The organism is Methylobacterium sp. BTF04 (assembly GCF_010692745.1).
In the GTDB taxonomy this organism is placed as follows: Bacteria; Pseudomonadota; Alphaproteobacteria; order Rhizobiales; family Beijerinckiaceae; genus Methylobacterium.
In genome coordinates, this window is sequence record NZ_JAAHTB010000008.1 from 133,426 (window position 1) to 146,263 (window position 12,838).

The 12,838-nt window shown below is 66.2% G+C and carries 17 protein-coding genes and 3 tRNA genes; 8 read left to right on the forward strand and 12 right to left on the reverse strand.

Features of this window, described 5'->3' with window-relative positions; translation table 11 throughout:
• Window positions 1-3: 3 nt before the first annotated feature.
• Both G3T14_RS07415 and G3T14_RS07420 read right to left on the reverse strand, forming a co-directional pair.
• Complete coding sequence (locus tag G3T14_RS07415) at window positions 4-1,050, reverse strand: MaoC family dehydratase (protein ID WP_163641598.1); 1,047 nt, start codon at window positions 1,048-1,050, stop codon at window positions 4-6.
• A gap of 32 nt (window positions 1,051-1,082) precedes the next feature.
• Complete coding sequence (locus tag G3T14_RS07420) at window positions 1,083-1,385, reverse strand: YggT family protein (protein ID WP_163641599.1); 303 nt, start codon at window positions 1,383-1,385, stop codon at window positions 1,083-1,085.
• 123 nt (window positions 1,386-1,508) lie between these two features.
• Here G3T14_RS07420 and G3T14_RS07425 point away from each other — a divergent pair.
• A tRNA-Ala gene (locus G3T14_RS07425) sits at window positions 1,509-1,584 on the forward strand.
• 635 nt (window positions 1,585-2,219) lie between these two features.
• Here the strand turns inward: G3T14_RS07425 and G3T14_RS07430 are convergent.
• The 6 genes from G3T14_RS07430 to G3T14_RS07455 form a co-directional block, all read right to left on the reverse strand.
• Complete coding sequence (locus tag G3T14_RS07430) at window positions 2,220-2,465, reverse strand: hypothetical protein (protein ID WP_163641600.1); 246 nt, start codon at window positions 2,463-2,465, stop codon at window positions 2,220-2,222.
• Window positions 2,466-2,631: 166 nt separating this feature from the next.
• Window positions 2,632-2,931: a hypothetical protein gene (locus tag G3T14_RS07435; protein WP_163641601.1), complete on the reverse strand. Its 300-nt coding sequence runs from the start codon at window positions 2,929-2,931 to the stop codon at window positions 2,632-2,634.
• Window positions 2,932-3,080: 149 nt separating this feature from the next.
• Window positions 3,081-3,290 carry a hypothetical protein gene (locus tag G3T14_RS07440; RefSeq protein WP_163641602.1) on the reverse strand — a complete coding sequence of 70 codons (210 nt, stop codon included), beginning with the start codon at window positions 3,288-3,290 and terminating at the stop codon, window positions 3,081-3,083.
• 114 nt (window positions 3,291-3,404) lie between these two features.
• A complete protein-coding gene (locus tag G3T14_RS07445) occupies window positions 3,405-3,779 on the reverse strand; it encodes a hypothetical protein (RefSeq protein WP_163641603.1) in 375 nt (124 codons plus the stop codon).
• Window positions 3,780-3,915: 136 nt separating this feature from the next.
• A complete protein-coding gene (locus tag G3T14_RS07450; RefSeq protein ID WP_163641605.1) occupies window positions 3,916-4,422 on the reverse strand; it encodes a MucR family transcriptional regulator in 507 nt (168 codons plus the stop codon).
• Between the two features lie 382 nt (window positions 4,423-4,804).
• Window positions 4,805-4,880 (reverse strand) — tRNA-Lys (locus tag G3T14_RS07455).
• A 134-nt stretch (window positions 4,881-5,014) separates the two neighbouring features.
• On the opposite strand from G3T14_RS07455, the gene G3T14_RS07460 reads away from it, so the two are divergent.
• Window positions 5,015-6,097 (forward strand): hypothetical protein, encoded by a 1,083-nt coding sequence (locus tag G3T14_RS07460; protein WP_163641607.1) that lies wholly within the window; start codon window positions 5,015-5,017, stop codon window positions 6,095-6,097.
• Between the two features lie 10 nt (window positions 6,098-6,107).
• Here G3T14_RS07460 and tgt read toward each other — a convergent pair whose 3' ends face one another.
• Both tgt and queA read right to left on the reverse strand, forming a co-directional pair.
• The gene (tgt, locus tag G3T14_RS07465) at window positions 6,108-7,268 is read right to left on the reverse strand and encodes a tRNA guanosine(34) transglycosylase Tgt (protein WP_163641616.1); all 1,161 of its coding nucleotides are present in this window, start codon (window positions 7,266-7,268) and stop codon (window positions 6,108-6,110) included.
• A 50-nt stretch (window positions 7,269-7,318) separates the two neighbouring features.
• Entirely contained in the window at window positions 7,319-8,404 is a 1,086-nt protein-coding gene (gene queA, locus G3T14_RS07470) for a tRNA preQ1(34) S-adenosylmethionine ribosyltransferase-isomerase QueA (protein ID WP_163641618.1), read from the reverse strand.
• Between the two features lie 165 nt (window positions 8,405-8,569).
• Between queA and G3T14_RS07475 the strand changes: the two genes are divergently transcribed.
• The 3 genes from G3T14_RS07475 (at window position 8,570) to G3T14_RS07485 (ending at window position 10,129) form a co-directional block, all read left to right on the forward strand.
• Window positions 8,570-8,818 carry a hypothetical protein gene (locus G3T14_RS07475; protein ID WP_163641620.1) on the forward strand — a complete coding sequence of 83 codons (249 nt, stop codon included), beginning with the start codon at window positions 8,570-8,572 and terminating at the stop codon, window positions 8,816-8,818.
• 30 nt (window positions 8,819-8,848) lie between these two features.
• Window positions 8,849-9,070 (forward strand): hypothetical protein, encoded by a 222-nt coding sequence (locus tag G3T14_RS07480; protein ID WP_163641622.1) that lies wholly within the window; start codon window positions 8,849-8,851, stop codon window positions 9,068-9,070.
• A 171-nt stretch (window positions 9,071-9,241) separates the two neighbouring features.
• On the forward strand, window positions 9,242-10,129 hold the full coding sequence (locus tag G3T14_RS07485) for a cation diffusion facilitator family transporter (RefSeq protein WP_163641624.1): 888 nt from the start codon (window positions 9,242-9,244) through the stop codon (window positions 10,127-10,129).
• Here the strand turns inward: G3T14_RS07485 and lipB are convergent, their stop codons facing one another.
• Window positions 10,130-10,837 carry a lipoyl(octanoyl) transferase LipB gene (gene lipB, locus G3T14_RS07490; RefSeq protein ID WP_348645230.1) on the reverse strand — a complete coding sequence of 236 codons (708 nt, stop codon included), beginning with the start codon at window positions 10,835-10,837 and terminating at the stop codon, window positions 10,130-10,132.
• Between the two features lie 92 nt (window positions 10,838-10,929).
• Between lipB and G3T14_RS07495 the strand changes: the two genes are divergently transcribed.
• The 3 genes from G3T14_RS07495 to G3T14_RS07505 all read left to right on the forward strand — a co-directional run bounded on the left by G3T14_RS07495 (window position 10,930) and on the right by G3T14_RS07505 (window position 12,647).
• Window positions 10,930-11,235: a FliM/FliN family flagellar motor switch protein gene (locus G3T14_RS07495; protein WP_163641628.1), complete on the forward strand. Its 306-nt coding sequence runs from the start codon at window positions 10,930-10,932 to the stop codon at window positions 11,233-11,235.
• A gap of 133 nt (window positions 11,236-11,368) precedes the next feature.
• Window positions 11,369-11,453, forward strand: a tRNA-Leu gene (locus G3T14_RS07500).
• A 306-nt stretch (window positions 11,454-11,759) separates the two neighbouring features.
• The gene (locus G3T14_RS07505; RefSeq protein WP_163641630.1) at window positions 11,760-12,647 is read left to right on the forward strand and encodes a site-specific integrase; all 888 of its coding nucleotides are present in this window, start codon (window positions 11,760-11,762) and stop codon (window positions 12,645-12,647) included.
• On the opposite strand, the gene G3T14_RS07510 is transcribed toward G3T14_RS07505, so the two are convergent.
• Window positions 12,634-12,838 (reverse strand): hypothetical protein (locus tag G3T14_RS07510; RefSeq protein WP_163641632.1); only part of this gene is annotated, 205 nt, incomplete at its 5' end. The genes G3T14_RS07505 and G3T14_RS07510 overlap by 14 nt on opposite strands.

Here is a 12,838-nt window from a genome sequence, read left to right on the forward strand (position 1 = left end):
TCGTCAGCGTGGCATGAACGCCCAGTAATCGAGATCGAGGATGACCGACGGATCGTAGCCGTCGCCGACCTTGCCGGGGTGGTTTCCGCAAGGCTGGTTCTTGGTGGCGACGGTCCTGAGGCGCAGGAGCCCGACATCGGAGCGGTTCGGGAGGTCTGCGGTCTCCAGCACCTCGCTCCAGGCATAGACCGTGTCGCCGGCAAACAGCGGGGCGACGTGACGGCCGGCATTGATGCCGGCGAGCGCGAAGGCGTTGGCCAGACCGTTGAAGCTCAGGGCACGGGCCAGCGAGATCACGTGGCCGCCATAGATCAGGCGTCGGCCGAAGCGCGTGTCCTTGGTGGCGAAGGCGTCGAAATGGACCTTCGCGGTGTTCTGGAACAGGCGCGTGGCGATCTGATGCTCGGCCTCCTCCACGGTCATGCCGTCGACGTGGTCGATCTTCTCACCGACGACGTAGTCCCCGAACCGGTGCGGGCTGCCAGCGAGATCGACATCGTAGGCGCCGGCATCGAGAGGCGGCAGGGCTCCGGCGAGATCTGCAGGCGAGACCACCTTGGCGAAGGTCGGCACGTGTTCCTGCGTGATCGTGGCCTCCGGATCGCGCTTCTTCACCAGCACCCAGCGGCAATAGCTCAGAACGGTCTCGCCGTTGGCGTCCGAGCCGGTGGAGCGCACGTAGACCACGCCGGTCTGACGGTTCGAGCTCTCCTTGAGGCCGATCACCTCGGAAACGGTGGAGAGCGTCTCGCCCGGATAGACCGGACGGCGAAAGCCGCCCTCGGCATAGCCGAGATTGGCGAGGGCGTTGAGCGAGATGTCCGGAACCGTCTTACCGAAGACGACGTGGAAGGTCAGCAGGTCGTCGAGCGGGCTCTGAGGGTAGCCGAGCGCCCGTGCGAAGGCGTCAGAGGATTGCACCGCGAAGCGGGGGCCGTAGAGCGCCGTATAGAGCGCGACGTCTCCGGTGGTGACCGTGCGGGGCGTGGCATGGCGGATGGTCTCGCCGAGGCGGTAATCCTCGAAGAAGCGGCCAGGATTGGTCTTCATGGCAGATTATCGTCCTATCGCAGGCGTGGCGCTCAACGCGTGTACACGGTCGGCTGCATGGGCAGGAACTCATGGAGCAGGCGGCTCGCGAACAGCAGCAGCAACACCAGCACGATCGGCGACAGGTCGACGCCGCCGAGGTTGGGCAGGATGTTGCGGATCGGCCGCAGCACCGGCTCGGTGAGCCGGTAGAGCACCTCCCCGATCTGCGAGACGATCGGGTTGCGCACGTTCACGACGTTGAAGGCCACGAGCCAGCTGAGCACGGCACTGGCGATCAGGACATAGATGTAGAGCTGCACGACGGTGTCGAAGAGCCAGATGAAGGCGTTCATGCGGGGGATCGATGTCCTCGTGGTCCCGGCCTTGGAGGCACGATTCACGCGCAGGCAAAGCAGCAGGATTTCCGGAATTGACAGTCTGGCGTGCCCGAGCCTAAAAGGCCGGCACCCCGGAACGGGGCTGTAGCTCAGATGGGAGAGCGCCGCAATCGCACTGCGGAGGTCAGCGGTTCGATCCCGCTCAGCTCCACCAGGTTTTCCTTATCTGACAGGGAAACCGGGTGTTTGGTTGCGAACCGGTCGCCCCATGGAGGCGACCACCATCTCGCTGAAATTGCATCGTTTTCTGACGCGCCGATCCGAAGCCCGATGGGCGATGCGGATTGCCTATAGCCGTCAAAGCGGCCTTCGGTCCGACGAGAGCCGGGCCTGTCTGTTCGGTCGTTGCAACAGGCTCAAGCGATGAGCCACGCGATCGCAAAAACCCCACTGAGGAAGAGTCCATAAGTCGCCAGCACGGCGGCGACTTCACGATGCTGGATGACGAGGTTTTCGGATGCGGTGATCATGGCATTTGCAGCGAGTGATGCGACACCCGGACCATCTCACGCCGCCTCATAAAATACGATGCGGTGGAGTGCGTCTTCGCGCATCAAATCCGCTCTGTCGCCGGACTGCAACTATGTCGCCAGATTGCAACGAAAATGGCCGCGCGCCGATGCCCGGACCGCCAAAGTGGACGCAGTCTCTCGATGTTCGTCGAAACACACGGGCCGGCCTCCCGCTATGCCCCGTAAGCCAACACAGGCAACATGCCTTTTCCGGAGTCCCGCAAGCCGGAGGCCTGCGAGACCCAGTGGACTCACCGTCGCGGTGATGGATGGGGCGTCACATCGCGTGATGGCGGCGGTGATGCTTCATCCGACGATGGCTCTTCATGCGGGACTTCATCTTCGGTCGTTCGCTCATGGCAGGATCCATGGAAGGGCCACCGCCGCCGGTACCCATGCGACGCTCCTCGCCCGCACGCGGACCGCCGGCCTGCGAGCCGGACGAATTGTAGGGCGAGCCGCCCTGGGCGAATGCCGGGATCGAGAGCAGGATCAGCCCGGAAGCAATAATGAATGACTTCATATCAAATCCTCATTCGGCCCGGCAGGCGGGCATCCTGTATCCATTGCAGGTTCGTGTGAGGTTTGACAGTCGGTTTTTGCGGAGGCGGACCGAATACAAATGACCGGTACGGCAAGTTTAGCCGATCATTTGTTACATGCAGGTCTTGCGGTGAAGAGCGCAGCGCTCAGTGAGCCACGTCACTTCCGGCGCGTGAACTTGCGAACAGATCGGCGCCGGCCTTCGCACCCGCAGCCTGAACCAGCGTGGCCTCGGCGCAGGTGCCGGCGATCCGTACGCCGATGTGGTGAAGGCGCTCCCGATCGGTGCAATAGGCAGCGACCCGGGCGCGACCGTATTCCGGCATCGTCTCCATCAGCTTTCCGAACTCCACATCGTTCGCGCGGTAGAGGGCGGCGATGAGCTCGATCGGGATCGGATACTTGGCCAGGACCGACGTCACCGGCCGCAGGGGAGAGTTCGCCATGACTGCCTCATCACTTCCAAGTGAATGAAGATCGTGGGCGTATGGTTAACAAAGTCCTAACCAATCACTGCACTGACGATCTTGCGACGGTCTGCTGCTTCCGAAGCGAATCGATCGAGAAAACGCGTGCGTCGGCTCTGGACCGTCGATCAGCGGTGACGGCGCATCATGCGTCCCGAACGCATGCGCGGGCGGACCATGGCGCTGCCGCTGCGCGCTTCGCGGTGCTGGCCGGCGAAGCTGCTGTTGCCGGTGGCCGCCGCACGACGGCCGAGTCCGTCTCCGGCGGCGAAGCTCGTAGTGCTGAAGCCGAAAAGAAGACCGGGCGACGCGGCGGCGCCGCGGACATTCTTATTCATGGGATGACCGTCAGCGGCGAATACGTCTCGGGACAACCGCACTGCTGGGGGGGAGCCGTGAGCAATCGATCCTGTTCCGGTGCGGTCGAGGCACCGAGACGCGGCAACGCCGTGTCAGCGCTTCAACATTCCGAGCCAGGACGAGACCGGGTCGACGACATAGGCGGCGACCGAGGCCGCCCATTCCCGCGCCCTGGCCGTCATCGTGCGGCCTCCGAGGCGGGATTGTTCGTCCTCGGCGGCTTGAGCCGCCATCACCGCCGTCACGTAGGCGTCTTCCTGCGCTTTGCATTCGTCGAGAGCGTTGCGCTGTCCGCCGGCCTTGCTCTGGCCGGCCGGCTGGTGCGTGAACGCATCGCGCACGCAGCCCTTCCAATCCCGCTCCAGGATCGTGAGATCGCCGCCGCTCGCCGGCTCGGCCGCCATCGACCCGAGACAGCTCCCGAGGCCGACGGCGATGCAGGCGAAGGTGAGCACGAACGGTCGCATGCCCTCTCTATCGCCGATCAAGGAGCCCGCTGACAAGAACAAAGGTGCAACACCTGTTCGGCCGCGAGACGAGGTCCAAAGTCGCGACGGAAACCGGCGGACCCGCCGATTTCCACCGATGGTTCGCGCGGTGACGCTACTCGGCGGCGATCGGCGCCGGTGTCTTGCGCGGCCGGCCGCGGCCTGCCGTCTTCGTCGGCACTGCGGCAACAGGCCGTTCGGCCTTGGTCTCTTGACGATGGCGACCCAGGCCGAGGCTCTGAGCGAGCGCGGAACGCTGCGCCGAGTAGCTCGCGGAGGTCATCGGGTAATCCACCGGCAGGCCGTGCTTGGCCCGGTAGGCTTCCGGGGTCAGACCGCGGATCGTGAGGTGACGACGCAAGGTCTTGTAGGACTTGCCATCCTCGAAACTGACCAACGCGTCGGGGGTGATCGACTTCCTGATCTGTGCGGGCGTGGCGCGTTCTTGCTTTTCTTCAGCCGATGCGACGGGCTGGCTCAGGTTGATCAGTGCCTGATGAACGGCTCCGATCAGATCGGCCAGGTCGGACGGGCGGATCGAGTTGTTGGAGACGTAGGCAGACACGACATCGCCCGTGAGCGCGACGAAATCGGCTGGTTGAACCTCAAGTATGTCGTCCATTGCGTGCCTCATGTGTGGTTGATCGCAAATACTTTGGAGAGTTTACGATCAAAATCAAGTCTGCTTCAGCGTTGTCGCGATAATATTGTTCCGGTGCGTCTGTCCAATTTCGGACCGATCGAGCGGGTATCGCGCCAATCGAACCTTTGCGGTCTGCGCTGGTCATCGCGAAAATGGCTGGCAGGCATAGGCTGACACGCGCGGGCCGCCGCGTGTCTCTCGGTGCTGATTCATCGGGGATGTTGGCTGACCGCAACCGCCGAGGTCTTGGCATGATCCAAGCGGCGATGGCAAAGACATGCCGCTTTACGGCTGCATCATGCACTTTGGTCAAGCGGGCCCGATATCGGATCTCGCTGACGATTGCGTGTTCTGGGGAAAATGGTGAGCGCGTTGGGGTTCGAACCCAAGACCTACAGATTAAAAGTCCGTTGCTCTACCAGCTGAGCTACGCGCTCGCATTCGCGGTGAGGATCGGGGCCGGACGTGGTGTCGGACCGGATCGTTCCGGAAAGCGTGGCCCGCAATAGGGGCTCGGCGGTATGGGGTCAACCGGTCGCCGGTGCGACGCCGAGGATGGGAAAGGCGGGCGATGACGACGACGAGCGATGGGACGGCGCAGGACGCCATGCCCTTATCCTGGCGCCGCTTCATCGCGCTGGTCGTGGGGGTGAGCCTCGGCCTCGGGCTCGCGGTGGTGGCCTTCGTGGCGGCGATGGACCCCTATGGCCTGCATGCGGCGGCGGGGCGCCGGGCCGGACCGCTGATGGATAGCAACCAGCGCTTCATGTATCCGCAGGTGGTGCGTAGCGGCGCCTACGATGCGGCGGTGTTCGGCACCTCCACCGCACGGCTGCTCGATCCGGTCGATCTCGATCGCACCTTCGGGGGACACTTTGCCAACCTCGCGATGAATGCCGCGACGCCGTTCGAGCAGGTGGAGATGGCGCGGTTGTTCCTGCGCCATGCGTCACCGCGCACAATCCTGTGGGGCCTCGACCGGAACTGGTGTGAGGCCGATGCCGACACCCGGCGTTTCACCTTCCGGCCGTTCCCGTCCTGGCTCTACACAGAGGGCACGCCGTTGGGGGCGCTGCGACAAGTGAACTGGCAGAGCCTGGCGGCGGCGAGCGCCGTTCTGCTTCATCGCGTCGGTAAGGCGCCCGTCCGGCTGCGCGGGGACGGATACGCGGTCTTCACGCCACCCGAAGCCAGCTACGACGCGGCGCGCGCCGCACTCCACATCCATGGCGGCCGGACGGCCCTGCCCGACGCCGCGGGTGACCCGGATTCGGCACCGCGCGCCGCGTCCGATCCGGAGGCGATGCCGGCGCTGGCGTGGCTCGACGACACCCTCGCGGCATTGCCGCCCACGACGGCGGCCATCGTGGCGTTCATGCCGGCCCATGTCGCTGCGCAGGGCGCCCCCGGCACGCCGATGGCGACCCGCGAGGCCGCCTGCAAAGCCCACGTCGCTGAGATCGGCCGCCGTCGCGGGGCGTTGGTGGTGGATTTCCGGATTCCCTCCCCGGTGACGCGGGAGGACACCAACTACTGGGACGCCCTGCATTACCGGCTGCCCATCGCCGCCCGCATCGTCGCCGCGCTCGGGGCGGCGCGGGCGAAAACCGCGGACGCGTCCGACGGTTTCTACTCGGTGCTGTCCCGCCCCTGAGCCACCCCGATCAGGCGGCGGCGCGTTCGGCTTCGGCCCGCGCCCAATTCGCCCGGGTCTCGTCGCAGAAATCGGCGAGGCGCCCCTGCGCGATGGCGGCGCGCATCCCGGCCATGAGATCCTGGTAATACGAGAGGTTGTTCCAGGTGAGCAGCATCATGCCCAGGATCTCGTCGGTGCGCACGAGGTGGTGGAGGTAGGCGCGCGAGTAGTCGCGCGCCGCCGGACAGGCCGAGGCCTCGTCGAGGGGCCGGGTATCCTCGCCATGGCGGGCGTTGCGCAGGTTGATCCGCCCGTGGCGGGTATAGGCGAGGCCGTGGCGTCCGGCCCGCGTCGGCATCACGCAATCGAACATGTCGATGCCGCGCGCCACCGAGCGCATCAGGTCGTCGGGGGTGCCGACACCCATCAGGTAGCGCGGCTTCTCCCTGGGCAGATGCGGCTCGACGGTTTCGATCATCGCCAGCATCACCGCCTGCGGTTCGCCCACCGCGAGGCCGCCGATGGCGTAGCCCTTGAGGTCGAGGTCGACGAGGGCCCTGGCGCTCTCCACGCGCAGATCCGGGATATCGCCCCCCTGGACGATGCCGAACAGGGCTTTGCCCGGCTGTTCGCCGAAGGCGACCCGGCAGCGTTCGGCCCAGCGCAGCGACAGGCGCATGGCCTTTTCGATGGCGGCGGCGTCCGCCGGCAGGCGCACGCATTCGTCGAGCTGCATCTGGATGTCCGAGCCGAGCAGGCCCTGGATTGCGATGGAGCGCTCGGGGCTCATGTGGTGGGTCGAGCCGTCCACATGCGAGCGGAAGGTCACGCCCTGCTCGTCGAGCTTCCGCAGCGCCGACAGCGACATCACTTGGAAGCCGCCGGAATCGGTGAGGATCGGGTGCGGCCAGTTCATGAACCGGTGCAGGCCGCCGAGCCGCTCCATGCGCTCGGGGCCGGGGCGCAGCATCAGGTGATAGGTGTTGCCGAGCACCACATCGGCGCCGAGATCGCGCACCTGCCCCGGATACATCGCCTTGACCGTCGCGGCGGTGCCCACCGGCATGAAGGCCGGCGTGCGGATGGTCCCGCGCGGCATGGTGATCGCGCCGGTGCGCGCCGTGCCGTCGGTGGCGTCGACGCGGAAGCGAAAGTCGGTGGGGAGGTCGGAGGGGGCGCGTTCGGACATCGGCGCTCCTTAGCACTGGTTTTCCCGAGCGGACACGCCGGGGCACGCGGTTATCGCTCGGCCGGAAACAGCAGGCTCGAATCCCCGTAGGAATAGAACCGATACCCGCCCGCGATGGCATGGGCATAGGCCGCCCGCATGGTCTCCAGGCCGGAAAACGCCGAGACCAGCATGAACAGGGTCGAGCGCGGCAGGTGGAAGTTCGTCATCAGCGCATCCACCGCGCGGATGCGGGTGCCCGGCGTGATGAAGATGTCGGTGGGGCCCTCGAAGGCGCGGAGCCGGCCGTCGGCATCCGCTGCGCTCTCCAGCAGTCGGAGCGCAGTGGTGCCCACCGCGACGATGCGCCCGCCCGCCGCGCGGATCCGGTTGAGGGCCTGCGCGGTGGCCTCGCTCAGGATTCCGATCTCGGCATGCATGCGGTGGTCGTCGGTGTCGTCGGCCTTCACCGGCAGGAAGGTGCCGGCGCCGACATGCAGCGTCACGCTGTGCCGGGTGATCCCGGCCGCATCGAGTTTTGCCAGAAGGTCCTGCGAGAAATGCAGGCCGGCGGTGGGGGCGGCGACGGCGCCGGGATCGCGGGCATAGACCGTCTGATAGTCGGTGGAATCCTGCGCGTCGGTGGGGCGTTTGCCGGCGATGTAGGGCGGCAGCGGCAGGTCGCCGAAGGCGGCGATGGCGCCGTCGAGGGCGGGGCCGGAGAGGTCGAAGCGCAAGGCGATCTCGCCGGCCTCGCCTTTCTCCGCGATGGTGGCGTCGAAGCCGCCAAGGTCACCCGGTTCGCCGGTGCCGTGGCGGGCGAAGGTGACACGGTCCCCCACCGCCAGGCGCTTGGCCGGCCGCGCGAAGGCGCGCCAGCGATCGGGCGCCTCGCGCAGATGCAGCATCGCCTCCATGCGCAGGCCCGGCGAGCCGGCGCGGTGGCGCACCCCGCGCAGGCGGGCGGGGATGACGCGGGTGTCGTTGAAGACCAGGGCATCGCCCGGCCGCAACATCTGGCCGAGTTCGCGGACGGTCCGGTCCGCTAGCGGCTGGCCGGGGCGGACCACGAGGAGGCGGCCCGCATCGCGGGGCACCGGCGGCCGCAGGGCGATGCTCGCCTCCGGCAGATCGAAATCGAAGAGGTCGACGCGCATGGCGCGCCAACAGCACGGTTTTGCCGTCCGGATCAACGGGGCCGCGCGCGCGGGAACCGCCGCCGGCCGCCCATTGTTCTGACCGTACGGCACTAAAATGCCACCTGCGCGTGCCGTTCGGGACCGTGCTGCCCGGACGCCCGCTGCCTTCGAGAAAGTGACACGATGCTCTGGTATGCCTTGCGACCGCGCGATCCGGCCGATCCGCGCTGGCCCCTGCCCGGCAGCCCTGTGGTCAACCTCAAGGCCGATAATGCCGATGAGGCGCGAGCGAAATTCGCGCAGGCCTATCCGAGCGAGCCGTTCGGAACGCCGACCTCGCCGGTCGCGGATGCCGGACAGGTCGGGTTTGCCCACGATGCCGAAGCGCTCCTCGTGGAAGAGACGTCCGCGCCGCCTTCGCCACCCAAGTGATGAACAGGCTTACCCACACGAAGGCTTCGCATGACCGATGAGACCAGGACGAAGGCGCCTCGGCGCCGGATAACCCTCGATTCGCAGCTCATGTCCTACTGGGAGCGCGAGGCGAAACGCCTCGATGCCCTGGCGGCGAACGCAAAGTGGCGGTGGGTCTCGCGCCGCTACGCCCGCAAAGCGGCGCGTGCCCGGGCGCAGGGCGCGCGCAGCACCCTGCGTGAGGCTGCGCGAGGCACGCCGAGCGCGTAGGCTCGCGGTCCGAACCGTTCGGACGGCGCAGGCGTCATAGCCCCGGGTAAATCGTACAGCGGCGGGTTCAACCTGTGCCGTGGCCTTGTGCGGGCCGGGAGCGCTAAGGGCGGCCCTGCACGGGACGGTGCGTCCCGCTCCGCCCGATTCGACCCCCTGCCGGACACCGTGATGGACCGCACCCAGAAAGCCGCTCTCGCGAGCGCCGGCATCGGTCTCCTGGTGACGGGCCTGAAGTTCGTGGCCTATTGGCTCACGGGCAGTCTCGCCCTGTATTCCGACGCGCTGGAGAGCATCATCAACGTGGCGGCGGCGGTGTTCGCCTTCGTCGCCCTGCGGGTGGCGGCGCGGCCGGCCGATGCCGATCACCCCTACGGCCATCACAAGGCCGAGTACTTCTCCGCGGTGATCGAGGGGGCGCTGATCATCGTCGCCGCGATCCTGATCCTGCGCGAGGCCTTCTACGGCATCCTCGCGCCGAAGGCCCTCGACGCGCCGGCCCTCGGGCTCGCCGTCAATGCGCTCGCCACGGCGATCAACGCCGCCTGGGCCTGGGCGCTGATGCAGCGCGGCCGGCTCTGGCGCTCGCCCGCCCTCGTCGCCGATGCGAGCCACGTGATGGCCGACGTCTTCACCTCCGGCGGCGTGCTCATCGGCCTCGGACTCGTGGCCGTGACCGGGATCGTCATCCTCGATCCGCTAATCGCCGGCCTGGTGGCCCTCAACATCCTGTGGTCCGGCTGGGGCATGGTCCGCGATTCCGTCAGCGGCCTGATGGACAAGGCGGCACCGCCCGAGCTGGTCGGGCAGCTGCGCGAGATCATCTCGGTCCATGGCGAGGGGGCGCTCGAAGTGCACGACATGCGCACCCGCCACGCCGGGCAGGCGACCTTCATCGACTTCCACCTCGTGGTCCCGGGCGAGATGAGCGTCGCCGATTCGCATGCGATCTGCGATCGGCTCGAGACCGCCATCGAGGGCGCGATCGAAGGCGCCGTGGTGGTGATCCACGTGGAGCCCGGCGATCACGCCAAGGCGCGCGGCGTGCCCATCGTCTGATCAGGCGGATTCCACCGGCCCGAAGATCGCGGTGAACGTCGCGCGCAATTGCATGTCGACCTCGGGCAGGCTGACCAGCTGTCCGAGGTCGACGAGGCTGGTGACCCCGTGGCCGGTGATCCCGCAGGGCACGATGCCGGAGAAATGCGACAGGTCCGGTTCCACGTTGAGACTGATGCCGTGGAAGCTGACCCAGCGCCGCACGCGAATGCCGATGGCGGCGATCTTGTCCTCGACCCCCTCGCCTTTCTCGGGCCGGCGGACCCAGACCCCGACCCGGTCCTCGCGCCGCTCGCCCCGGACGTTGAAGGCATCGAGGGTGGCGATGATCCAGGCCTCCAGCGCGGCCACGTAGGCGCGCAGGTCCGGCCGGCGCCGGTTGAGGTCGAGCATCACGTAGGCCACCCGCTGGCCGGGGCCGTGATAGGTGTATTGCCCGCCCCGGCCGGTCCGGTGCACCGGAAAGCGCTGCGGCTCCACGAGGTCGGTGTCCCGCGCAGAGGTGCCCGCCGTGTAGAGCGGCGGGTGTTCCAGCAGCCAAACCAGCTCGGACGCGGTGCCCGCCGCGATGGCGGCGACGCGGGCCTCCATCACCGCCACGGCCGCGGCGTAGGGCACGGGCGCGTCGTCGATCCGCCACTCCACCGGCGGCGCGCCCGGCGCGGCGTGAAAATCGCTCGACGGGAGCCCGAGCCGGCCCTTGGTTATGGTTTCGTTTACCAAGACTTCACCATCGCGCATGGAAGGTCGGGCGGGGACAAAGCCGGGTGCGGCCGCCCCGATCAGATCGGACTGGACGCGTGGCTGTTTTCGAAGACCTCAAGGTCGATCTCACGGTGGTGCTCGGGCGCAGCCGCATGCCGCTGCACATCCTGCTGCGCATGGGCCGCGGCGCGGTGATCGAACTCGAATCCACCGAGACCGATATGGTCGAAATTCTCGCCAACGACCACCCGATCGCGCGCGGGCAGATCGTGGTGACCGGCAACCGCATCTCGGTGGAGATCACCGAACTCATCCGCAAGGCCGAGGTGGTGCGCGAGCCCGGTGTCACCATCGGTGACGGGGCGGTGCCCCTCCTCGACGGCCTCAAGGATTTCGCCTGACACCGGCGATTTCCGACAAAGCGGAGCGGCAGCGCTTGTCGGGGCGGATTCGATCTGTTATCCGCTGCGCCGCGCCACACGGAACGCCTGCTTCACCCCTTCGGGGCCGCGGACGGATCATTGGGGTGGCGATGCGGCCATGGCGGAATTGGTAGACGCGCTAGCTTGAGGTGCTAGTCCTGCAAGGGGTGGAGGTTCGAGTCCTCTTGGCCGCACCAACTTTTTCTTGAATGATTGGAAGAGGTTGGTGCATTACGACATGTGAAGGATGACCGCACTCTCACACGGCGGTCTCACACATGCCCCTCAGAGTTGCCCGGCCGTGGAAAGACCCTAAGACAGGGGTTTATCATCTAAGGCAACGGACTCCTCGCTCTCTTCTAGGGGAGCTTGAGGGACGAATTATCAGAATCCCAATCCGCGATGTGTGGTTCCCGGTTACCGTTGGACCAATCGTTCAGCTATCATTGCGAACCAAAGAGCCAAGCGAAGCTCGTATCCGTCATTCGATAGCGGACGGGTTCTTGAAGCGGTTGTGGCAGGCTGAACGAAGCGGTCCAAAGGCCGGTTTCGATTGGTCGATTTGTGACGGATCGCAACTTTCAAAACGTGATACGGACAGTGTTGCGAACGGGACACATTCAGACACCGAGCGCGTATCATCCCAGTCCCCCTTCAAGGCCGACTCGGAACTTCTGACTGTCGCCAATCTGTTCGAACAATGGGCCGTCTACAGCGCCGATAAGAAGGCTGCGAACACCATCAAGCGGTATCGAGGAAGCTTCCGGTCCTTTGCCGCCTTCGCCAAGAGTCGTGATGCTCGATCCCTGACCGCCGACGACGTTTTCGCATGGGCTGAGATGCGCCGTGATGTCGAGGGGGTAAGCGCCAGAGCCATCAATAAGAACGATCTCGTCGCGGTTAGCTCAGTGTTTCGGTGGGCGTCGGGGCGTTCGGGGGGGCAGCTTCTCTCAAAAAACCCTGTCACCGGCATCGCTCTGGATGAGCCAAGGATCGTTGCACAGCGTGAGCGGACGTTCCGAGACGATGAGATCAGGGCGATCCTTTCAGCGGCCCTGACGGTCAAGCATGATGATCATAACCCAACCCGTGCGGCGTCAAGGCGATGGTGCCCTTGGTTGACGGCATACTCAGGTGCGCGAATCGCCGAACTCACGAATCTTGAGAAGCGCGACATACGACATGAAGCCGGCATCATGGTCATGGACCTTCGAGTGACCAAGACCGGGGAACTCCGAACGGTCCCGCTGCACGCTCACCTTATCGACCAAGGCTTTCTCGTGTTCGTGGCGACATCGGCGCCGGGACCGCTGTTCTATGATCCTAAGCGTCACCGGAAGGATTCTGGGTATTCATCCGGCGTGGACCGCGGGGGTCCTATTTCGTCATGATGCGGCGGATATCGATGAGGTTACGGAGGCTCTCGATCCCGAACTCGGAGAAGGCCATGGTTCCGTCAGGGTGCTGCGGATCGTAGACCCAGACCAGCCCGTCTTCGGGCTCCAGATCGGTAGCGATATCGGCGAGCCAGTCGGCATCTTCGCCGAGCTCACGCGCGACGAGCGCCAGGGTCCTGACGGCA

Coding starts and splice junctions, on each gene's coding strand:
- G3T14_RS07460 (WP_163641607.1), top strand. CDS start 5,015: ATGACGACGACGAGCGATGGGACGGCGCAGGACGCCATGCCCTTATCC.
- G3T14_RS07450 (WP_163641605.1), bottom strand. CDS start 4,422: ATGGACGACATACTTGAGGTTCAACCAGCCGATTTCGTCGCGCTCACG.
- queA (WP_163641618.1), bottom strand. CDS start 8,404: ATGCGCGTCGACCTCTTCGATTTCGATCTGCCGGAGGCGAGCATCGCC.
- G3T14_RS07430 (WP_163641600.1), bottom strand. CDS start 2,465: ATGAAGTCATTCATTATTGCTTCCGGGCTGATCCTGCTCTCGATCCCG.
- G3T14_RS07475 (WP_163641620.1), top strand. CDS start 8,570: ATGCTCTGGTATGCCTTGCGACCGCGCGATCCGGCCGATCCGCGCTGG.
- G3T14_RS07440 (WP_163641602.1), bottom strand. CDS start 3,290: ATGAATAAGAATGTCCGCGGCGCCGCCGCGTCGCCCGGTCTTCTTTTC.
- G3T14_RS07445 (WP_163641603.1), bottom strand. CDS start 3,779: ATGCGACCGTTCGTGCTCACCTTCGCCTGCATCGCCGTCGGCCTCGGG.
- G3T14_RS07485 (WP_163641624.1), top strand. CDS start 9,242: ATGGACCGCACCCAGAAAGCCGCTCTCGCGAGCGCCGGCATCGGTCTC.
- G3T14_RS07480 (WP_163641622.1), top strand. CDS start 8,849: ATGACCGATGAGACCAGGACGAAGGCGCCTCGGCGCCGGATAACCCTC.
- G3T14_RS07420 (WP_163641599.1), bottom strand. CDS start 1,385: ATGAACGCCTTCATCTGGCTCTTCGACACCGTCGTGCAGCTCTACATC.
- tgt (WP_163641616.1), bottom strand. CDS start 7,268: ATGTCCGAACGCGCCCCCTCCGACCTCCCCACCGACTTTCGCTTCCGC.
- G3T14_RS07415 (WP_163641598.1), bottom strand. CDS start 1,050: ATGAAGACCAATCCTGGCCGCTTCTTCGAGGATTACCGCCTCGGCGAG.
- G3T14_RS07435 (WP_163641601.1), bottom strand. CDS start 2,931: ATGGCGAACTCTCCCCTGCGGCCGGTGACGTCGGTCCTGGCCAAGTAT.